18 protein-coding genes are annotated in these 20,488 nt (G+C 40.3%); 11 read left to right on the forward strand and 7 right to left on the reverse strand.

The window, feature by feature from the left end; genetic code table 11:
• Nucleotides 1–52 precede the first annotated feature (52 nt).
• From AQ505_RS21495 to mazG, 7 genes are all read left to right on the forward strand, one after another.
• Entirely contained in the window at nucleotides 53–946 is an 894-nt protein-coding gene (locus tag AQ505_RS21495) for a DMT family transporter (RefSeq protein ID WP_231634955.1), read from the forward strand.
• 299 nt (nucleotides 947–1,245) lie between these two features.
• Nucleotides 1,246–3,279 carry a M13 family metallopeptidase gene (locus AQ505_RS21500; protein WP_062550078.1) on the forward strand — a complete coding sequence of 678 codons (2,034 nt, stop codon included), beginning with the start codon at nucleotides 1,246–1,248 and terminating at the stop codon, nucleotides 3,277–3,279.
• Between the two features lie 103 nt (nucleotides 3,280–3,382).
• Nucleotides 3,383–4,045: a tRNA (5-methylaminomethyl-2-thiouridine)(34)-methyltransferase MnmD gene (mnmD, locus tag AQ505_RS21505; RefSeq protein WP_062551151.1), complete on the forward strand. Its 663-nt coding sequence runs from the start codon at nucleotides 3,383–3,385 to the stop codon at nucleotides 4,043–4,045.
• A 176-nt stretch (nucleotides 4,046–4,221) separates the two neighbouring features.
• The gene (locus tag AQ505_RS21510; RefSeq protein ID WP_062550079.1) at nucleotides 4,222–5,172 is read left to right on the forward strand and encodes an aldo/keto reductase; all 951 of its coding nucleotides are present in this window, start codon (nucleotides 4,222–4,224) and stop codon (nucleotides 5,170–5,172) included.
• Nucleotides 5,173–5,294: 122 nt separating this feature from the next.
• Nucleotides 5,295–6,410 (forward strand): AI-2E family transporter, encoded by a 1,116-nt coding sequence (locus tag AQ505_RS21515; RefSeq protein ID WP_062550080.1) that lies wholly within the window; start codon nucleotides 5,295–5,297, stop codon nucleotides 6,408–6,410.
• Between the two features lie 22 nt (nucleotides 6,411–6,432).
• A complete protein-coding gene (locus AQ505_RS21520) occupies nucleotides 6,433–6,729 on the forward strand; it encodes a hypothetical protein (RefSeq protein ID WP_062550081.1) in 297 nt (98 codons plus the stop codon).
• A gap of 11 nt (nucleotides 6,730–6,740) precedes the next feature.
• On the forward strand, nucleotides 6,741–7,547 hold the full coding sequence (gene mazG, locus AQ505_RS21525) for a nucleoside triphosphate pyrophosphohydrolase (protein WP_062550082.1): 807 nt from the start codon (nucleotides 6,741–6,743) through the stop codon (nucleotides 7,545–7,547).
• Between the two features lie 72 nt (nucleotides 7,548–7,619).
• On the opposite strand, the gene AQ505_RS21530 is transcribed toward mazG, so the two are convergent.
• On the reverse strand, nucleotides 7,620–8,921 hold the full coding sequence (locus AQ505_RS21530) for a DEAD/DEAH box helicase (RefSeq protein ID WP_062550083.1): 1,302 nt from the start codon (nucleotides 8,919–8,921) through the stop codon (nucleotides 7,620–7,622).
• Nucleotides 8,922–9,042: 121 nt separating this feature from the next.
• Between AQ505_RS21530 and AQ505_RS21535 the strand changes: the two genes are divergently transcribed.
• Nucleotides 9,043–9,510, forward strand: a complete 468-nt coding sequence (locus AQ505_RS21535) for a DUF2059 domain-containing protein (protein WP_062550084.1) — start codon at nucleotides 9,043–9,045, stop codon at nucleotides 9,508–9,510.
• A gap of 150 nt (nucleotides 9,511–9,660) precedes the next feature.
• Here the strand turns inward: AQ505_RS21535 and AQ505_RS21540 are convergent, their stop codons facing one another.
• The 3 genes from AQ505_RS21540 to AQ505_RS21550 form a co-directional block, all read right to left on the reverse strand.
• On the reverse strand, nucleotides 9,661–11,418 hold the full coding sequence (locus tag AQ505_RS21540) for an ABC transporter ATP-binding protein (RefSeq protein WP_062550085.1): 1,758 nt from the start codon (nucleotides 11,416–11,418) through the stop codon (nucleotides 9,661–9,663).
• Nucleotides 11,402–13,138 (reverse strand): ABC transporter ATP-binding protein, encoded by a 1,737-nt coding sequence (locus AQ505_RS21545; RefSeq protein WP_062550086.1) that lies wholly within the window; start codon nucleotides 13,136–13,138, stop codon nucleotides 11,402–11,404. The genes AQ505_RS21540 and AQ505_RS21545 overlap by 17 nt, the downstream gene beginning before the upstream one ends.
• 86 nt (nucleotides 13,139–13,224) lie before the next feature.
• Complete coding sequence (locus AQ505_RS21550; protein WP_062550087.1) at nucleotides 13,225–14,445, reverse strand: ABC transporter permease; 1,221 nt, start codon at nucleotides 14,443–14,445, stop codon at nucleotides 13,225–13,227.
• A gap of 419 nt (nucleotides 14,446–14,864) precedes the next feature.
• Here AQ505_RS21550 and AQ505_RS21555 point away from each other — a divergent pair, with 419 nt between their 5' ends.
• Both AQ505_RS21555 and AQ505_RS21560 read left to right on the forward strand, forming a co-directional pair.
• Nucleotides 14,865–16,145, forward strand: a complete 1,281-nt coding sequence (locus tag AQ505_RS21555; RefSeq protein WP_062550088.1) for an exo-beta-N-acetylmuramidase NamZ family protein — start codon at nucleotides 14,865–14,867, stop codon at nucleotides 16,143–16,145.
• A gap of 25 nt (nucleotides 16,146–16,170) precedes the next feature.
• Nucleotides 16,171–16,389 carry a hypothetical protein gene (locus AQ505_RS21560; RefSeq protein ID WP_231634956.1) on the forward strand — a complete coding sequence of 73 codons (219 nt, stop codon included), beginning with the start codon at nucleotides 16,171–16,173 and terminating at the stop codon, nucleotides 16,387–16,389.
• Between the two features lie 34 nt (nucleotides 16,390–16,423).
• On the opposite strand, the gene AQ505_RS21565 is transcribed toward AQ505_RS21560, so the two are convergent.
• Nucleotides 16,424–17,485 carry a DNA topoisomerase IB gene (locus AQ505_RS21565; RefSeq protein WP_062550089.1) on the reverse strand — a complete coding sequence of 354 codons (1,062 nt, stop codon included), beginning with the start codon at nucleotides 17,483–17,485 and terminating at the stop codon, nucleotides 16,424–16,426.
• A 60-nt stretch (nucleotides 17,486–17,545) separates the two neighbouring features.
• On the opposite strand from AQ505_RS21565, the gene fmt reads away from it, so the two are divergent.
• Entirely contained in the window at nucleotides 17,546–18,454 is a 909-nt protein-coding gene (gene fmt / locus AQ505_RS21570) for a methionyl-tRNA formyltransferase (protein WP_062550090.1), read from the forward strand.
• Nucleotides 18,455–18,472: 18 nt separating this feature from the next.
• Here the strand turns inward: fmt and AQ505_RS21575 are convergent, their stop codons facing one another.
• Both AQ505_RS21575 and AQ505_RS21580 read right to left on the reverse strand, forming a co-directional pair.
• Nucleotides 18,473–19,312 (reverse strand): aminotransferase class IV, encoded by an 840-nt coding sequence (locus AQ505_RS21575; protein ID WP_062550091.1) that lies wholly within the window; start codon nucleotides 19,310–19,312, stop codon nucleotides 18,473–18,475.
• Nucleotides 19,313–20,344: an RluA family pseudouridine synthase gene (locus tag AQ505_RS21580; RefSeq protein WP_062550092.1), complete on the reverse strand. Its 1,032-nt coding sequence runs from the start codon at nucleotides 20,342–20,344 to the stop codon at nucleotides 19,313–19,315.
• Nucleotides 20,345–20,488: the final 144 nt, after the last annotated feature.

The following is a 20,488-nucleotide window of genomic DNA, read 5'->3' on the forward strand; positions in this document are numbered from 1 at the left end:
TTAAGGTTTAAAGCTTCCATAAAATCAGCAATTTTCTTAGGTTTAAAACGAAATGACAAAAGGGACTATAAAGACAATCGGGATCGGCGTATTATTCTCCATGCTTTGGGCATCTGCCTCTGTGGCTACAAAATTTGGTGTGCGCTCATCCCCTCCACTGATTCTCGCTAATGTTCGTTTTTTCCTGGCAGGAATTGTCTTACTGGGTTATTGTTATGGCATCAGTAAAGATAAAATCTATCGCCTGCCCAATGCCATAGAATGGAAACAGCTGGCTATTTTTGGCTTCCTAAATACCGCGGTGTATTTGGGACTGTATGTTTATGCCATGAAATTTACTGCTGCCGGGATCGGTAGTTTAGCCGTATCCACTAATCCCCTACTGATTGTGCTATTTTCTTCCTGGCTGATTGGTAGAAGGCCTTCAGGAGCAGAAATACTAAGCATTGTACTTGGAATGACCGGAATCGCTTTTGCCACCTACCCTTTATTGAGCAATCAAAGTACGAGTTTGATGGGCATAGGACTGCTCATGCTGAGTATGGTGGTCGTTTCTTTCGCAAGTGTATATTATGCAAGGGTGACCTGGACCTTACCAAATCTGCTGATCAATGGATGGCAAGTTACCCTCGGAGGGCTGTTCCTGCTTCCTATTACCGCTATATTTGGTGATTTTAAATCTTTTCAACCCGATGCTACCTTCTGGTATTCTGTATTGTGGCTGAGTCTCGCCGTTTCTGTAATCGGACTGATCTGCTGGTTTTTTCTGCTGAAACTAGATACGGTAAAAGCCTCCCTATGGTTATTCTTATGTCCTTTATTTGGTTTCTTTTATGCCTGGTGGCTGATGAATGAACCCATCACCTGGTATACCGTCTGCGGAACATTCCTGGTAGTCCTAGGCTTATATATCGGTCAGCGTCAGCGCATTAAAAAACAAGTATAATCATACAGCTTGCCGAAGTTTATATCATATTTTTCATAACATCACACAATAAATTGTGTTAAAATATGTTAAATAGATATAAAAACCCAAGTTATGAAAGCGATCAAGATAGTTCTATTTACAGGGGTCATCTTTAGAAAACTCGGCTTAACCAAGCTATATTACTGGTTCAATAAGTAATATTTTTAATAGATATATTATTTGTTTCCAGGGATTTGCTACATTGATCCTCTGATGGCTAAGCCAACATTTCCTTTCGGATCAAGAGGGCTGTATCTATCTACTATTAACTAACTATTATGACTACTAAACTGAAAAGCTATTTTGCTGCTTTGGGGATCGTGGCTGCAAGCTACACTGCAAATGCGCAATCGCAGATGAAATTTATTGATCCTGCAAATATGGATCTTACCGTGAAACCAGGTGATGATTTCTACCAGTATGCCAGTGGCACCTGGATCAAAAACAACCCTGTTCCCGCCAAAGAAACACGCTGGGGAAGCTTTAACGCCCTTCGCGACTTTAACATCAATGCTGTAAAGGGCCTGGTAGAAGGTGCTGCAGCAGACAAATCAGCTCCTGCTGGTTCTGTAAAAAGACGTGTAGGTGATTTTTATGCAGCGGCAATGGATAGTGTAACCATTGAAAAATTAGGTTATACACCGATTAAAGCTGACCTGGAGAAAATCAAACAGATCAAAGACCTGCAAGGAATTCTGGATCATGCTGCTTACCTGAGAACAACCGGACTGGCTGCACCAATGTTCAGCTTTTATGTTGGCCAGGACAGAAAAAATGTAAATAAATACATGGCACAGCTAGGCCAGGGAGGAACGACCTTACCTGACCGTGATTATTACCTGAAAGACGACAGCAGAAGTGTAAAAATCAGAGAAGCTTATGATAAATACATGACTACCCTGTTTACCTTAACTGGAAACAGCCCTGCTGAAGCTAAGAAAAAAGCCGCTACCGTGATGGCCATTGAAAAACAATTGGCAGAAGCACAAATGGCAAGAGTGGAAATGCGTGATCCACATAAAACCTATAATAAATTTACAGTAACAGACTTTAGCAAAACTACCCCGCAATTGAACTGGGTAACGATGCTGCCTAAATTTAAGGTAACTGGTCAGGATACGATCCTGGTTTCTTCGCCGAAATTCTTTGTCAGCCTGGACGGAATGTTAAAAACTGTTCCTGTAGCCGACTGGAAGACTTACCTGGAATGGAATGTATTAAAATCATCCGCTTCTAACCTGAGCAGCCCATTTGTAAATGCTTCCTTTGCCTTTACACAAGCACAAACTGGTCAGAAAGTACAAACTCCAAGATGGCAGCGCATGTCGCAGCTAACCGATGGTACCATTGGTGAATTGCTGGGACAATTGTACGTGGCGCAATATTTCAAGCCAGATGCTAAAGTCCGCATGACAGAATTAATTGCGAACCTTAGAAAAGCTTTTGAAATCAGAATCAATAACCTGGACTGGATGAGTGATGTGACCAAAGGAAAAGCATTGGAAAAATTAAACGCCTTTGTTCCTAAAATTGGTTACCCAGACAAATGGAAAGATTATGAAGGCCTAACCATCACCCGTACAACTTACCTTCAAAACTTGCGTAACGCAGGCGCATGGGGATATAATGAAATGGTGACTCAGCTGGGCAAACCGGTAGACCGTACCCGTTTCGGTATGACGCCTCCTACTGTGAATGCTTATTATAGTCCTACCATGAATGAAATTGTCTTCCCTGCCGGAATCCTACAATTCCCATTCTTCGATCCTAATGCTGATGATGCCGTAAACTATGGTGGTATCGGTGCAGTTATTGGTCATGAAATGTCTCATGGATTTGATGATTCTGGAAGTCAATATGACAAAGACGGAAACTTACGCAACTGGTGGACACCGGAAGACAAAGTTAAATTTGAAGCAAAAACTAAGGCCCTTGGCGAACAGTTTGATGCTTATACCGTTTTAGATACCATTCATGTAATTGGTAAACTGACGATGGGAGAAAACATCGGTGACCTAGGGGGTTTAAACGCAGCATACACTGCATTTAAAATGACCAAACAAGGGCAGTCGGAAGATAAAATTGATGGATTTACTCCGGATCAACGCTTCTTCTTATCCTGGGCTCAGGTATGGAGAGGAAATATCCTGGACGAAACTGCAGCACAGCTGATCAAAACAGATCCACACTCTCCAGGTCCATACAGAACCATCGGTGCACCAGTAAATATGGATGCCTGGTACAAAGCTTTTGATGTGAAACCTGGTGATAAATTATATAAAAAACCAGAAGACAGAATTAGGATGTGGTAATCCAAATCTGCCTTTAAGCTTAAGCGCGGCCTCCTTATTTAGGAAGGCCGCGCTTTTTTGTTATCTTGCGGTTCATCTATTAAGCTTAGGGCTCATCTCTAAAATGAATATCATAACTTTAACTGCCGACGGCTCCAATACCTTATTTAACGAAACGATTGGCGAACATTACCATTCCAAACATGGTGCTTTACAAGAAAGTAAACATGTGTTTATTGATACCGGATTAAAACACGTAGCCGACAATCAGCGGGAAATCTCCATCCTGGAAATTGGATTTGGTACCGGACTAAACTTTTTGCTGACGTTGGAATATGCGGCAGCCAACAATCTGGAGCTAAAATATACCGGACTAGAGGCTTTTCCTTTAGAACTGGAAGCCTTAAAATCTACTGGTTATCAGCAATACGTTCCTGAAAACATCTGGAATAGTTTAGAGAACAATTACTTAAACGCACTAACCACACCAGTAATCCTGTTGCCAGGCCAGGAACTAACCATCCCACACATTACACTGGATCAATTTCAGAGCCCTGCTACATTTGACCTTGTTTACTACGATGCCTTTTCCGTACAGCATCAACCAGAAATGTGGTCTGATGAAATCATTGCACATACCTGCAGCTTCCTGAAACCAGGCGGAACATTTGTGACTTATGCCATCACAGGGAAGTTAAAACGTGCCCTAAAAAGTAATGGCTTTACCATTGAAAAACTACCCGGGGCACCTGGAAAAAGAGAAATGCTAAGGGGAACCAAGCTATAGTTACTGCATGTAATCGATTCCCTCCTCTTTTAACATGGTTTTCCTGCGACTAATGTCATTTTCAAGGACTCAATTTTGATGGTACAACAATTAGCGCTGCTTTGTTGTTAAATAGATACGCCCTTTAAAATTATTAAAGACGTTCAAGAAACAATTAGAACAATAGATAGCTGGCAATGGAAAAAAGAAAATTAGGCAACTCCGATTTATTTGTATACCCGATCACTTTTGGCGGGAATGTTTTTGGCTGGACCATAGACGAGGCGGAATCCTTTGAAATATTAGATGGCTTCACCGGAGCCGGTTTCAACTTCATCGATACTGCAGATGTGTATTCGCGATGGAAGCCAGGCAACTCTGGTGGCGAATCTGAAACGATTATCGGTAACTGGATGCAGCAAAGAAAAAACCGGAATGAGGTCATCATTGCAACTAAAGTAGGCGGAGATATGGGACATGGAAAATCACTATCTAAAAAGACTATTCTGGAGGGGGTAGATGCTTCCCTAAAAAGACTTAAAACAGACTATATTGACCTTTATCAGAGTCATTACGATGATCCAAATACACCGATCGCTGAAACACTAGAGGCTTACGACGAGTTGATCAGAGCAGGAAAAATTCGTTGGATTGGCGCTTCAAACTATACTGGAACACGTATGAAAGAAGCATTGGAAACGGCTCAAAAACTGAGCCTGCCAAAGTATCAGACCTTCCAGCCAGAGTACAATTTATATTCCCGTGAAGGATATGAAAAGGACCTGGAGCAGGTGGCCATAGACCACCAGCTCGCAGTGATCAATTACTATGCTTTAGCAAGTGGTTTCTTAACCGGAAAATACCGTACAGCAACCGACTTAAATAAAAGTCAGCGGGGTACCGGTATTCAAAAATACCTGAACGACCGTGGTTTTAAAATATTGAAAGCACTTGATGAAGTATCCGAACAATACAATGCTACACCGGCAAGCGTATCCCTGGCATGGCTGATTGCCCGTCCTTCTATAACAGCACCCATTGCCAGTGTAACGAGCCTTTCACAGTTAGAAGACCTCAAAAAAGCAGCAATGCTGAAATTGAATATGGAAGATATTGCTATTTTAGACGAGGCAAGCAATTGGGAATAATCTTCCTGTACTTGTAAAAATGATAAGACATCTCTATTAATGCCTTGCTGAATAAAATTTGGCAAGGCATTTGTCTTTATGTGTAAATTACTAAATTACGCCTATCTAACACCTTATCAGATATGAAGAACAGTTTCAGTCAACCATTCAATGCAAAATTAGCGATAGTGCTGTTCTCAATTATTTCTTTAGGATACCTGGCCATACTAGGCCGAACAATCCTTGCTCCGCTACTCACTTCATTTTTACTGGCTATTTTACTTTTACCACTGGCCAACTTTCTGGAACAGAAATGCCGGCTAAAAAGAAGTATGGCTTCCATCATTTCTGTAGTCCTGATGATTGCCGTGATTTGCAGCATATTATTTTTCCTGGCCAACCAGCTCACAGACCTCTGGAAAGACTGGCCCCTACTGAAACAACAGGGAGAGACCTCTTTCCACGACTTGCAGCATTGGATCTCCTCTAATTTTGGCGTAAATGCCCAAAAACAGATCGAATACGTGAAAGAAGGAGCCTCAAAAGTATTGTCCACCAGTGCCGTATTTGTAGGTGCTACCCTACTTACACTTTCGACCTCTTTATTATTTCTCTTTTTCTTATTGCTGTTTACCTTCTTCCTCTTAAACTACAGAAGGGTATTGTTCAGCTTTTTAACCTCAGTATTTGAAGAGCAGCACACGGAAAAAGTAAGTGAAATCGTAAGACAAATACAATACATCATCAAGAAATACATCACCGGACTATTCCTGCAGATGTTCATCGTAACCAGTTTAATGATGCTGGTACTTTGGATATTGGGTGTTAAATATGCGGTTTTGCTAGGCTTAATCACCGGAATATTTAACATCATCCCTTATATTGGGATATTTAGTGCACTCGTAATCAGCGTGCTGATCACTTTTGCCACTGCAGGCGCCGCTAAGGTATTACTGGTCATCATTGCCTTTATCGCTGTTCATACGATAGATGGAAACGTATTAATGCCATTGGTAGTGGGCTCAAAAGTAAAGATCAATGCACTTTTCGCCTTTATTGGGATCGTAGTTGGAGAAATGGTCTGGGGCATCTCCGGAATGTTTTTATGCATCCCTTATCTGGCCATGCTAAAGATCATTTTCGACCGTATTGATTCTTTAAAACCATGGGGAATCTTACTTGGTGGAGAAGATAAACCGAATAAGAAAAGGAAGGTTTATCGACTCAGCAAAAACATCAAATTAGAAGAGCAAGAATAGTGATATTGCAAGATTTTTAACCATGAGAGAGAACCGTTCACCCCATATTTTAAATACTTCTGCCAACCTTTTAGGGCTTTGTTTTATTGTATTAACCTCGATAAAGGTATCCAAAATGCAGGATGTAACCTTGATTGATGAGACTACTGCACTGGCTATTGTACTATTTATGGCTAGCTGTATGCTCTCCTTCATTTCCATGGGGAAATCTTTAGGCAACAGCCGTCGACTGGAAAAAGCAGCAGACATTATCTTCTTATCGGGCCTTGTCGTTCTTTTTTTAACCACAATGATGATTACCTTTAACGTCATTAAATAAAACACAACACAATGCCCAATCATATCGCCCCAATAACGGCTGCCGATCCGGCAACCGCATTTCAAAGGTTGTTAACCGTATTAGATACCCTCCGTACCGACTGCCCATGGGATAAAAAACAAACGATGGAAACCCTTCGTCACCTCACTATTGAAGAGACTTATGAATTATCAGATGCCATTCTGGAAGGTGACCTGGACGAAGTAAAAAAAGAACTTGGTGATGTAATGATGCACCTGGTATTTTATGCCAGAATCGCGTCTGAAACTAATGATTTTACAATCGTTGATGTACTAAACAGCGTTTGTGATAAACTGATTAATCGTCATCCGCACATTTATGGTGATGTGGAAGTAAAAGATGAAAATGATGTAAAACGCAATTGGGAACAGATTAAACTGAAGGAAGGAAACAAATCAGTGTTGGCAGGTGTTCCGGCAGGTTTACCCTCATTGGTTAAAGCCAGCCGCATTCAGGAAAAAGCCAGAGGTGTAGGCTTCGACTGGGATAATAAAACTCAGGTATGGGAAAAAGTGGAAGAAGAACTTCAGGAGTTTAAAGACGAATACAATACTAAAGATAATGAGGCCATAGATGTAGAAAAAGCAGAAGAAGAATTTGGAGACCTGTTATTCTCATTGATCAATTATGCGCGTTTCATTAATATAAATCCAGAAAACGCATTGGAAAAAACCAATAAGAAGTTCATCAAAAGGTTCCAGTACCTGGAAAGTAAAGCCAAAGAAAATGGTAAAGCTTTGCAAGATATGACCCTTGCCGAAATGGATGTTTACTGGAATGAAGCCAAAAAAGTTTAAACAATAAAGCCCTTAATTCAAATGAGCTAAGGGCTTTATTTCTGACAGCCGATGTGCTGATCAGCTAGGAAATTAGCCGTGTTTCTTTTTCATAGTCATCTTTGCCTTCTGGCCGATACCATAGTTATAATCTTTAGTGTTGCTTTCTTTCTTGTCATGGAAAGCGCCGCCACCGCTAGGAAGAACATTTTTCTCTTTAACAATCCTGCTTTTATCAAGACCACCGGTTTTGGCAACTTTATCTATCACCAATCCTTCTGGTAAATCCATTACTGTTAACTTTTTACCTATAGACTGCTCAATCTTTTTCACTTCTACCAGTTCCATATCTGTCGCAAAAGTAATTGCAACGACTTCTTCATCACCATTTTTCAAGATTCTGCTGAGGAAAGTTTCTTTTTGCTCAGGAACTTCGAAATGGAAGATAAAAGGAATACCAGAAAGATCCAGACTAGCCGTACCTTCATTGGCAACGATTAAGATCCTGGCTTCAGGAATTTCCTTAAAATCTTCGATATGGTCAAACCCATTCTCATCATCAAAGAACAAAGGATTCAATACAGATACATCTCCCGGCTTTGCAGAATGCAAACTTTTACCAAGTTTCTGAGCTGTTAAACGTGTATTTACGAAAATAACAACCTTATCAAAAACCTCATCATCTCTCAATAACATATTGAGTAAATTCACTTTGGTCTTATGATTAGGAACAGGATATAAAATCAGTTCATGAGTACTTGCCTGATTTTCGCCTAGATCTTCTACTTCTAAGGTAGTTGGGAAATGCAGGAATTGATCAATCATATAGTTCAGCTTTTCATGAACAACAGTCGTAAAGACCAAGTGCTGGCATTTACCTGCACTTCTGGCCAATTCACAAACCGGCAGCTGCATTCCCTGTTTCACAATTACTTCCGCATCGTCTACGATAAACATCTGCAATCTACTCAGGTTTAAACCTAGTTTCAGATAAATAGCGCGTGCTCTGGTTGGCAAAGCCACCACAATATCCACCCCATCTACCAGATCCAGTACATCCTGCTCTGTTCCTCCATTCCCGTATAAGCCCATAATACGGAGGTTTTTATTCTTATTTAGTTTCTCAAATTCTTCAATCACCTCTAATACCTTTTCCTTTGAAGGAACAAGGATCAGCACTTTTGGCGCTTCATCTGTGCTGTATTTCAGGCGCATTAGAACCCCAAGCACATAGTTCGTCGTTTTTCCTGAACCTTCAGGACCAACAGCGATGATATCCTGTCCGCCAAGAATTCTTGACATTGTTTTTGCCTGAATCTCTTTTGCAGATATATATCCGGCATCAGTCATTGCCGTTACCAGTTGCTTGCTTAGTTTTAATTTCTCTAATGACACAGTTTCTCTATTAATATTATTATTCTGCAAATTTACGTAATATTTAATTGAGGACTGTAGCCTTTTATAATTCGGGAAAGATTATACTAGAAATCTCAGATTATTCTCTTTAATTTGAGGTATGAAAAACATACCCAATACCATTAAAAAGCTGTTTTTAGTTACAGCTATACTATTTAGCAGTACTTTAATTTCCTTTGGACAGGATAGTAATTCCTATAAAACCAGCTTAAAAGAGATGATGGATGCTTCTGGTTCTGCTGCAACTTACAAAGTAGCAATTATACAGACTATAAAAATGTTGAAATCACAAAAAACCGATGTTCCTGAATCCATCTGGCAAGATTTTGAAGATACTTTTCTTAAATCTGCTCAGGATGAACTATTTGGATTACTGCTTCCTATCTATCAAAAATACCTGACTGAAGCTGACCTTAAAGCAATCACTGTATTTTACCATACCCCTTCCGGCAAAAAACTAGCCGAAAAAACACCTTTTATCATGCAGGATTCTATGCAGGCTGGCCAGCAATGGGGCATGAAATTAGGCGAAGAATTCACAAAGAAATTACAGGAAAAAGGATATTAAAGAAAATTTCAGCTACTCAGCAGAATGAGCAGCGTCAGCTGCAGAGTTAGTTTAAATAACATACAGCCCTGGTTACACCAGATAACCTTTATGCCTGATGATAAGAAAGATGGGCAACAGTGCCCGTCTTTCTTATATTTTCTAAGTCTTTTAACTCTTCCGTTTACCCTTTAACAAAAGATCCATCGCATGGTCAAGCGTACCAGCGCGCGTCACCTCTCCTGAGTTCACAAAGAAGATCTCATCTGCATTTTCAATCGTATTTAAACGGTGTGCAATGATCACTAAGGTGGTTTCTTTAGGTAATTTTTTTAGAATAGCGCTGAGTAACTGCTCCGTAATTGTATCAATGTTAGCAGTTGCCTCATCCAGGATTAACAACTCTGGATTTCGTAAAACCGCTCTCATAAAGGCAATCAGCTGCTTTTGTCCCAAGCTAATGTTATCAGAACCAGAAGTCACTGCCGTATCCAGTCCATCTTCAAAAATGGCCAACAAAGCATCCAGATTCGCTTCCCTGATCACCTCTTCCAGCTGTTCATTACTATAATCCTTATATCGGTCATTGCCATATAAAATATTATCCCTCACCGTCCCTGTAAACAAAAAAGGTTCCTGCAAAATGAAGCCAATTTTAGCTGCCCGTTCTTCATGGGAATAAGAACGAATGTCTTTACCACTCAATAAAACTGTTCCTTCCGTGGCATCATATAAACGTGCAATCAAGGATGCGGTAGTTGTTTTTCCACCACCTGTAGGGCCAATCAGGGCATAAGTTTTTCCTTTCTCCAGACTAAAGCTGATGTCGTGCAAAATCTCTTTGCCGCTGGTATAAGAGAAATGGACATTTCTGAATTCCAGTAAAGCATTAGAAGTTTCTGTACTTTCTTTGAGCTGCTGCAAATCATTTTGCATGGATAAGATTTGCGAAATCCGATCCCATCCTGCCATGGCGACCTGGAAATTTGCCCATAAAGCGGCCAATTGTCTTAATGGATTATAGAAATTGGTGGCATAAGAAAAATAACTCACCAAGAGTCCAATCGTAAACTGCCCTTCAGAGATCAGGTAAATTCCAAACAGCAAGACAATCAGCTGTGCCATGCTGGAAAACAAACCATAAACAGGCATTAAAATATTATTGGCCAGGCCTGCCCCTATTGCTGTTTTATAATTGTGGCGATTTGCCTCATCGAACCTTTTCCGGAAATAATCTCTTCTGTTGAAGGCAATGATCACTTTAAAGTTATTCAGACTTTCCTGAATTTCGGCACTCAGGCCACCTACACTTTTCAGATTGGAGGCATTTCTTCTTTTTACCCAAGGAGATACCAGCGCGGTAAAAATCAGGATCAGCAATGCTGGAACCAGGGCCGCAGCACCCAGCTCAAAATTAATCATCAATAAGAAAATACCAGCACCAGTCATCGTCACAATACTGCCAATAAACTGCATCAGCGACTGAGAAAAAAACTGATTGATCTTATCCGTATCATTGTTCACTCTGGAAATCAAATCTCCAGCCTTATTCTCATTAAAAAAGGCTACAGGAAGCTCCTGAAGCTTATTGAAAACAGCATTCCTCAAGGTGTACAGCATACGCTGCCCCACCCCGCCCATCAGTTTTGTCTGAAAGTATCCCGTACAGAAAGCCAGCAGATACATACCAAATATAATTCCTGAAAAGACAAGAACGCCGTGATAATCTTTAGTGCGGATATAGGCATCAATAGTATGTCCGATTAATAGCGGCCCCAATAAGAGTAAACCAGAGTTCAAAAGGATAATCCCTGAGGCAATCCACAGATTTTTCTTCTCATCAGAAATCAATTGAATCAGTTTTTTTAAGGCCTGAAAAGTAGACTGTTTTTCTTCCTGGCCACTGTTCTGGTTAAGATTGTAATTCATAATTGCTGGTACTCTGTTGTGAGTTAAAAATTTGAATATACTCCGGACTGGTTTTCATCAGGTCCTCATGTTTACCTTGTGCTACGATTTCGCCTTGCATCAGAACAATTACCTTATCATAATGCGCGACAGCGGCAATTTTTTGTGTGACCGACAATAAAGTAATGCCAGGATAATTCTGCTGCACGTTTTCTAATATTCTCTTTTCAGTATGGTGATCCACCCGGGAAGTAAAATCATCTAACAGCAAAACCTTAGGATTGACGGCCAATGCTCTTGCCAGCATAATTCGCTGCTTTTGTCCACCGGAGAGATTAGATCCCCGCTCAGAAACAATCGTATTTAATTGCTCCGGTAAGGCAGTGATAAAATCATGCAGTTCTGCAGTAGCAATTGCTTTTTCTAAAGATTGATCTGTCACCGTATCACTGAAGGCAATGTTTTCACGGATACTCATATTAAATATAATACTGTCCTGAAACACAAAACCTACCTGCTGGTGAAAAGCTTCCGGGTTATAATCTTTAATATCATGGCCATCAAAACGAACTTCGCCTGTATCCGGCAAAATTAATCCGGTCAGGATATAGAGTAATTGTGACTTTCCTGCAGCCGTAGGGCCAATAATTGCTGTTTTAGAGCCCGCTTCTAAAGAAAAAGAAATGTTTTTTAAAGCCGGTTTCTGACCATAAGACACCGATACTTCTTTTAGGGTAATTGCTCCGGCCAATGGTTCCGTAATTTTCCCTTCTGCCGGACTTTCCTGTAAGTTCAATACCCCTTCAATACGTTTATAGGAAGTAGTTGCCTGAGCAATCACGTTACTCATGAAACCAATCACTAAAATCGGAAAAATCAGTATGCTCAAGTAACTGTTAAAGGCGGCAAATTCTCCTAAAGACATGGTTCCCTGGATCACAAAATGACCACCCAATGCCAAAATCGTTAGACCGGCCATATTGGCGACAAATATAATCAGTGGAATTAAACCGGCGAATAGCTTCAAAATAGCCAACCCAAGGTCTCTGGCTTGCGCATTGGCGGATAGAAACTTACTATATTCCAATTGCTGTGAATTGATCACGCGGATCAATGCGGCACCCAAAATACTTTCGTTGATCACCTTATTTAACCAGTCTATCACCTCTCTACTCTTTTTAAATAAAGGTTTAACCTTACTCAATACCAGGTAAAAAGCAGTTCCAATAATAGGCACAATAGCGATTACTGCTAATGCCAATCGCCAGTTTAAACCCAGCAGCAAAATGCTTGCACCTATAATCAGAAAGATGGAAGAAGCAATGGAAACAATCGCCTGTGCTACAAAAGACTTGATCGCGTCTACATCAGCAGTTAGGTTGGTCAGTAATTTTGAGGGATTTGCCTTTTCTATATAAGCATGACTTTGGCGGGAAATCTGATCTGAAAGTTGCCTTCTCAGGTCTCTTGCCACTTTTTCCGAAGCATAAGTCTGTACCACACTTTGTAAATAGGTAAAGATAAAAATCAATACAATCGCCCCTGAGAACTCGATCAGTACCGGCTTAATCAGAAAGGTACCAGCAGTATAGGCATCAATTCCATTTGCGATCAGTTTTGGCAGCAATAAGTTCACCCCATTACTCAGCAAAGCGAGGAAGATCAATAGATAGATCATTCCACGATAGGGCTTCAGCAGACTAAAAACGCTAGATTTTTTCTCTTTTACTGTTGCTTTCATATTTCAATTCCCTCTATTTATAAGGCTTAAAAGGACCCTACAAAGCTATATTTTTGCAGTACACAAAGTACCAAACATTCATTAAATTATTTAAACCGAATTGCTTTTAACGGAGATATTTTGCTGACCAATAAGGAAGGAATAATCAATACCACAAAACAGATCACTACGATTCCAATATTTAAAACCAATACATCTACAAAATGGAGTTCTACAGGCACGTACGATAAATAATAAGAACCCTGATCCAATTTAAACAGATGGGTGTATTTTTGGATAAAGCCCAGTCCTAACCCAAGAATATTCCCCAAAAACAAGCCTATACCAACAAGATATACCGCATTGTAAAGGAAAATTTTGATCACACTATAATCTGTCATTCCAAAAGCTTTCAGCATACCTATCATATTGGTACGTTCCAGAATCATGATCAACAGCGCGGTAATCATATTGATCACCCCTACTATCATCATCAGGATGAGCAGCACCCTGGTGTTGACATCCAATAAAGACAGCCAGGTAAAAATGGCTGGAAAAAATTCAGCTACAGATTCTGACCTGAGGTTGACCTCCAGGTTCTCATATATTCCCGTAGAAACTTCTTTTAATTTAGAAAAATCTTTAATTCTGATCTCCAGTCCGCCAATCTCGTTAGGACTCCAGTTGTTCAGTCGACGAATCACATTGATATCCCCGAGCACAAAACCTTTATCAATTTCCTCTACACCAACGGCATAAATTCCTACAATTTTAAACTTCCGGTTTCTTGGAGGATCCTGTACAAAATACATAATAAAATCATCACCGGTTTTAAGTTTCAGTCGGTTTGCCGTAAACTGAGAAATCATAATCTCTTTCATCGCCTGCGCACTATCCGCAAAATTAACTACCCTTCCGGTTACCAAATGACTTTTGATATAATTCCAGTTGAAATCTTTATCGACACCCTTAAAATTGATTCCTTCCACCTCATCATTTACCGAGATGATGGCCGGTTTTGTCGCATAAGCCTGATAGTAGGCCACATTTGGATTTGCCTTTAAATGCTGAAGTGTTTCCGCTTCTGGAACAAATGGTGTCTGCTCAAAGGAATTATTCAGATCAAATTTGAAAATGCGCACATCACCGATGTATCCCCTCACCTTCTCTTGAATTTCCGTTTTAAACCCTTTAATAATGGCTACAGAAAGCATCATGACAGCTAAACTGAGCATTACGCCTGCAATCGCAATGCGCACGATCAGCTTCGAAAAAGTACGCTCAGATTTGATGGCTATACGCCTCGCTATGAAATATTCTATGTTCAAACTTTTTGCTATAAATAGTGACTTAGCAAAAATACGCCTACGGCATTTTTACAGCGATAAAGTTGCAAATATTATGTGAATTTCTCGACTTAAAATATCTTGAGATGCGAGGATATGGTTTTAACCCTACAAAACGATAGGCCTATTGATTGCTCAATGTAAGCTATAAGACCCAAAATAAACAATTATCGCAACATAAAATCATAAGATATCTTGATATAAATACCTCAACACATCCAGCCAAAAGCATTTTAAACCGTGTTATTGGATATTAAGATATCTAAATATCAAGACATATAAATATAAAAACACCTTTAAATCTTTATGACCATAATACCTATACCTCCCCCCTTCTCAAACTATTCCAATTTTCCTATCTTTATCCTTCTATATCAAATGATCACCAAATAATTTGCTGAATGAAAATATCCCGTTCCTCTTTACTTTTACTTACAGGTCTTAGCCTGCATTTATCCGCCTGTGCAGCAGGCCATGGTAGTACTCCTATTGCTGTTAAAGCAACAGAAAAGAAAGCTTTGGAAAACCCGCGGAATAAAAACAAAGTTCAAGATAAGGAGATTCGCACCGGAGCTGAGCAAACAGAGCAATACCTGCCTTACCTGAAGGGTAAACGTGTAGGCATGGTGGTCAATCCAACCTCTATTATTGGTAAAGAAACCAGTGTAGACAGTCTACTGAAATTAGGTGTAAACATTGTAAAGATATTCGGACCGGAACACGGTTTTAGAGGAAATGCCAGTGCTGGCATCCATATAAATGACGCTATAGATAGCAAAACCGGCATTCCAGCAGTTTCTCTATATGGCAAACACCTTACACCTACTAGAGAAGAACTGGCAGATGTAGACGTCATGGTTTTTGACATTCAGGATGTAGGCGTCCGTTTTTATACTTACATAAATACACTGCAGCACGTGATGGAAGCCTGTGCCGCACAAAATAAAGAAGTATTGATCCTGGATCGTCCAAATCCCAATGGCTTCTACATTGATGGCCCCATCCTTGATCCGAAACTGGCCTCAGGAATCGGCTTACAACCCATTCCAATTGTCCATGGATTAACCGTTGGCGAATATGCGCAGATGCTGAACGGAGAAGGTTGGTTAAAGAACAAGCTGAAATGTAAAATCAAAATTATTAAGGTGGCCAATTACAACCATGACCTCCCTTATGAACTGCCGGTAAAACCATCACCAAACCTAAATACGGCACAGTCCATTTTACTATATCCTACCACTTGCCTGTTTGAAGGCACCTATTTAAACCATGGCCGTGGCACTTTATTTCCTTTTACCATCCTTGGCGCTCCGGCATTAAAAGGTAAATACAGCTTTAGTTTCACCCCAAAAAGCATCAAAGGAATGGCCGAAACACCATTACATGTCAATAAAGTATGCTATGGACTGGACCTCAGAAACTACGATACGGAAAAAATCCGCCAGGATAAAGTCTTAAACTTAAATTGGCTGATCGAACTCTATCAAGCTTATCCGAATAAAGCTGATTTCTTCAACTACAAGCTGAGCAATCAAATGAATAATTTTGACAAACTGGCTGGTGATAGCAGTATGAGGTTACAAATCATTGCCGGAAAATCCGAAAAGGAAATCCGGGACAGCTGGGAACCTGGCTTAACGCGCTATAAAACAATGCGTAAGAAGTATTTGTTATATCCTTAACAAATACTAATTACAAAACAACCAGATGATGAACAGCGAAGCGAAAAAGAAAAGCGATAAACCCAGCAGTAATTATCAGGAAGAAGTTCCAAAAGATAAAGTGCCGGAAGGTAATAAAGCAGTAAAAAAGCCGGAAGACAAGGACTATCAACAAGAAGAAGCTCATTTTAAAAACCCTGCTCAGCAGAGAGAAGAAAGCGAGCAACCTGTTCATCCGGTCAAGAAAGCCCCAAAAGAATCATAAACAGGATAATCATCTAGACCAATACAGGCCCTGATCAATTCAGGGCCTGTTTCTTTTTCATCGCTTTCAGAAACTGCATCAATACCTTTTCCTGCAATTCCAAACCCTCGGCGGTGTCAAACGGAACTGTCTTTATCTTTTTCAAATATTTTCCGAGTTGCTCATTTTCAAAAGCTTCCAGTAAAAGCGGATAAACGTAAGCACTTTTACATACTGCCCGTGTATTCCCGAGCTTCGCAGCCACACAATCCAGCACTTCTAAAATAATTTTCTTTTTAGGCTTTTCTGAAGCCAGGTCATCGGCACAGCAAATCGCCAGCTGACGCATTGCCTCCAATGTACCTCCCCAAGTTCGAAAATCCTTAGCCGTAAAATCATCTCCGGTGATTTCTTTGATGTAATTATTTACCTTCCCAGAATCGATCGCCTGCCGCTCTTTCCCTGCTGTATAATATTGGAACAAATCCTGGCCAGGGATTTCCTTGCATTTCTGCACCATCCTGGCCAGTGTTTTATCCGTCAAAGTCAATTCCTGCTGCACTCCTTTTTTACCGATAAAACTCAGCATCAATCGATTTCCATTGATCTTTACATGTTTATTCTTCAAAGTACTGAGGCCATAACTGCCATATAGCTGCTGATAAGCGGCATTTCCCACACGGATCAGCGTTTTTTGCATCAGCTGCACACAAATCGCCAGCACCTTTCTTTCGTCAAGTTCCTTGCGTTTCAAATCCCTGCTGATCTTTTTCCGGGCAGCGGGCAGTGCTTTTCCAAAATCCAACAACCTAAAATACTTGCGATCTGATCGCCTGGAAGTCCATTCAGCATGGTAACGATACTGCTTCCTACCTGCCTGGTCTATTCCTGTAGCTTGTAAATACCCAGTCTTACGTGGAGAGATCCAAACAGATGTCCATGCCGGAGGTAGCACCAATTGCTGAATCCTTTCCAGGTCCGGCAAGGCCGTAATCCGCTTTCCCTCTTTATCTACATAATGAAAATTACCGGGTTTTCCTTTCCTGTATATCCCAGGTTTAGCGTCTGTTACGTATACCAAACCGCTTGATTTTAGTTCTTCCAGAGTCTCTACCATACAATTGTATAAAATAAGCCTAAGATTATTTGTTATTTTTGTCCTCTAAAACAATGGACAATGAGATTAGTTTTTATGGGTACGCCCGATTTTGCAGTAGCTTCTTTAAATGCTTTAGTAGAAGCAGGATTTAACGTAGTAGGGGTAGTTACCGCCGCCGACAAACCTGCCGGAAGAGGCCAGAAACTTCAGGAAAGTGCCGTAAAACAATATGCTGTAGCCAAAGGATTAAAAGTATTACAACCTTTAAAGCTGAAAGACCCTGAATTTATTCAGGAATTACAAGCTTTACAAGCCGATTTACAAGTGGTAGTCGCTTTTCGTATGTTACCAGAAATCGTGTGGAATATGCCTGCAAAAGGAACGATTAACCTTCATGCCTCTTTGTTGCCGCAGTATCGTGGTGCTGCTCCAATCAATCATGCCATTATCAATGGAGAGAAAGAGAGTGGCGTGACTACCTTTTTCCTGAAACATGAAATCGACACAGGCGATACGATCTTCTCTGAGCGCGTTGCCATTGGCGAGAACGAAACTGCCGGAGAACTCCATGATCAGCTCATGAACGTAGGCGCAGGCTTGTTAGTAAAGACAGTAAAAGCGATTGAAGAAGGAAATTATACAGAACAACCGCAAATTCAAAGCGATTCGCTAAAACATGCACCGAAAATATTTAAAGAATTTTGCATGATCAACTGGGACCAGCCTGCAAAGACGGTTTACAATTTGATCCGCGGACTAAGTCCATATCCTACTGCATTTACCAAACTCGGTGAAAAAACATTGAAAGTATTCAAAGCGGAGTTGGAAAATGAAACACCAGATATTGCCCCAGGGAAATTCCTGTCAGATGGAAAAACGTATTTGAAATTTGCCGCCAAAGACGGCTATATTAAACTTACAGATCTTCAATATGAAGGGAAAAAGAGAATGACAGTAGAAGAATTTTTAAGGGGAATGCGTTTGTAAACCCCTTAGGCTTTTCTTTTACATTTCATTTAAACGCGCACTCAGGTGCTTGGAGATTTCATTAAAATAACGTTTCCTGCCATATCCCATTACCCATCTGATCCCTCCTGTTGCATTGGTGATGAAGACCTCTTCGGCTTCCTTCAGCACTTCCGGATTGATCTGAGCCTCGGTTAATGGGATATTGTTGCTTTTAGCCATACCCATGACTACACTGCGCATCACGCCGGCAATACAGCCTTCCGACAATGCAGGGGTATAAATCTGCTTGTCATACACTACAAAAATATTGGAGCTGATGCTTTCACAAAGAAAACCTTGTTGGTTTAAAATGAAAGCCTCATCCAGGTTATATTGTTTCTTATACAAACCAGCCATCACAAATAACAGGGAATTGGTGGTTTTATAGTTAGAAAGTTTATTTACAGGCTTCGTGATTTCATCATAAACATCCACAATTAATCCTTTTTTATTGAGTTCATAGGTACTTTGAGGAAGCGCAGTAGCTTCCAGCACATAACCGGATTTATTGCTATCTGGCGTGTATAAACCAGCACCAGCTCTGTAAACTGACAATCGAAAACGTACATTATCCTTCAGTTTATTCCTTTTACAGAGTTCCACGGTTTTCTGTTTCAAAAAATATTCATCCATCAGGTCCGCCCCGTCCATCTTTAAAGCTTTCATACCCGCTTTTAAGCGATCAGCATGCAGCTCTGCAAATTTAAGCTTCCCATTGTTCATGCGCATAGATTCAAACAGGCCATCACCATATCTAAATGCCCGGTTTTCCAGCCCAATCACAGGCTGGTTTGCCGCTACGAACTCGCCATTATGTAAAATATATTCTTGCTGCATTTACGAAGGCTCCACGATATAGTTTCTCCATTTGTTCAATACCGAATCAAAATCAGCTGGCAGAGGCGCCTCAAATTCCATATATTCCTTAGTTGTAGGATGTATGAAACCTAAAGTCTGTGCATGTAAAGCCTGACGAGGAATCATATTAAAGCAATTCTGTACAAACTGTTTGTATTTATTGAAAGTTGTTCCTTTAACAATTTTATCACCACCATAATTGGCGTCATTAAATAAAGGATGTCCGATGTGCTGCATGTGTGCTCTGATTTGGTGTGTACGGCCAGTTTCCAGCTGACAACTAATTAAGGTTACATAACCTAAACGTTCCAAAACAGAATAATGTGTTACAGACCACTTACCTTTTTCTTCATCATCATAAACATCCATTACAATTCTATTCTTCAAGCTGCGCCCGATATATCCCGTAACGGTACCATTTTCCTCCATATCACCCCATGCTAATGCGATATATTTACGTGTGATGCTGTGGTCAAAAAATTGTTTCGCCAATTTAGTCATGGTGATTTCGTTTTTGCTGATCAGCAACAGGCCGGAAGTATCCTTATCAATACGGTGTACTAAGCCCGGTCTTCCTTCATTCCCCGGTAACTGCGGTAAATTTTCAAAATGGTAGGCTAACGCATTCACCAATGTTCCGGTGTAATTATTAAATCCTGGGTGTACCACCATTCCAGCAGGTTTATTTACCACCAATAAATCATTATCTTCATAAACAATATCTAATGGGATATTTTCCGGATAAACTTCTGTATCTCTTGGCGGATGAGGGAACACGATAGAAATCTCATCTTCCGGTTTCACCTTGTAACTCGCCTTAACCGTAGCTTTGTTAACTAACACATTTCCAGCCTCAATAGCGTTCTGAATACGGTTACGGGAAGCATTTTCCATACGCCCCATTAAAAACTTATCTACCCTTAATAAAGACTGTCCTTTATCAACAACAATATTAAAATGTTCGTATAAATCCTGCTCTTCTAATTCCTGCACCTCGCTGCTATTTTCCATGAAATCTATGTCTGTTTGTGATTTGGAAAGCCTTCTTTAACTATGGTTCCCCACTGCAAAACTAATCTTTAACAATTACATAATTGAAAAAAAATAATTTGGTCTGCTTTTTGATAACAGGGATAGCAATTACCCGCGGCAAAT

It is taken from the genome of Pedobacter sp. PACM 27299 (genome assembly GCF_001412655.1).
In the GTDB taxonomy this organism is placed as follows: domain Bacteria; phylum Bacteroidota; class Bacteroidia; order Sphingobacteriales; family Sphingobacteriaceae; genus Pedobacter.

Bases quoted from the DNA above. Each gene is read 5' to 3' on its own strand.
- AQ505_RS21500 (WP_062550078.1), top strand. From the start codon at position 1,246: ATGACTACTAAACTGAAAAGCTATTTTGCTGCTTTGGGGATCGTGGCT.
- AQ505_RS21540 (WP_062550085.1), bottom strand. From the start codon at position 11,418: ATGAATTACAATCTTAACCAGAACAGTGGCCAGGAAGAAAAACAGTCT.
- AQ505_RS21535 (WP_062550084.1), top strand. From the start codon at position 9,043: ATGAAAAACATACCCAATACCATTAAAAAGCTGTTTTTAGTTACAGCT.
- AQ505_RS21580 (WP_062550092.1), bottom strand. From the start codon at position 20,344: ATGGAAAATAGCAGCGAGGTGCAGGAATTAGAAGAGCAGGATTTATAC.
- AQ505_RS21545 (WP_062550086.1), bottom strand. From the start codon at position 13,138: ATGAAAGCAACAGTAAAAGAGAAAAAATCTAGCGTTTTTAGTCTGCTG.
- AQ505_RS21560 (WP_231634956.1), top strand. From the start codon at position 16,171: ATGATGAACAGCGAAGCGAAAAAGAAAAGCGATAAACCCAGCAGTAAT.
- AQ505_RS21575 (WP_062550091.1), bottom strand. From the start codon at position 19,312: ATGCAGCAAGAATATATTTTACATAATGGCGAGTTCGTAGCGGCAAAC.
- AQ505_RS21495 (WP_231634955.1), top strand. From the start codon at position 53: ATGACAAAAGGGACTATAAAGACAATCGGGATCGGCGTATTATTCTCC.
- AQ505_RS21555 (WP_062550088.1), top strand. From the start codon at position 14,865: ATGAAAATATCCCGTTCCTCTTTACTTTTACTTACAGGTCTTAGCCTG.
- mazG (WP_062550082.1), top strand. From the start codon at position 6,741: ATGCCCAATCATATCGCCCCAATAACGGCTGCCGATCCGGCAACCGCA.
- AQ505_RS21520 (WP_062550081.1), top strand. From the start codon at position 6,433: ATGAGAGAGAACCGTTCACCCCATATTTTAAATACTTCTGCCAACCTT.
- fmt (WP_062550090.1), top strand. From the start codon at position 17,546: ATGAGATTAGTTTTTATGGGTACGCCCGATTTTGCAGTAGCTTCTTTA.
- AQ505_RS21510 (WP_062550079.1), top strand. From the start codon at position 4,222: ATGGAAAAAAGAAAATTAGGCAACTCCGATTTATTTGTATACCCGATC.
- AQ505_RS21565 (WP_062550089.1), bottom strand. From the start codon at position 17,485: ATGGTAGAGACTCTGGAAGAACTAAAATCAAGCGGTTTGGTATACGTA.
- AQ505_RS21515 (WP_062550080.1), top strand. From the start codon at position 5,295: ATGAAGAACAGTTTCAGTCAACCATTCAATGCAAAATTAGCGATAGTG.
- mnmD (WP_062551151.1), top strand. From the start codon at position 3,383: ATGAATATCATAACTTTAACTGCCGACGGCTCCAATACCTTATTTAAC.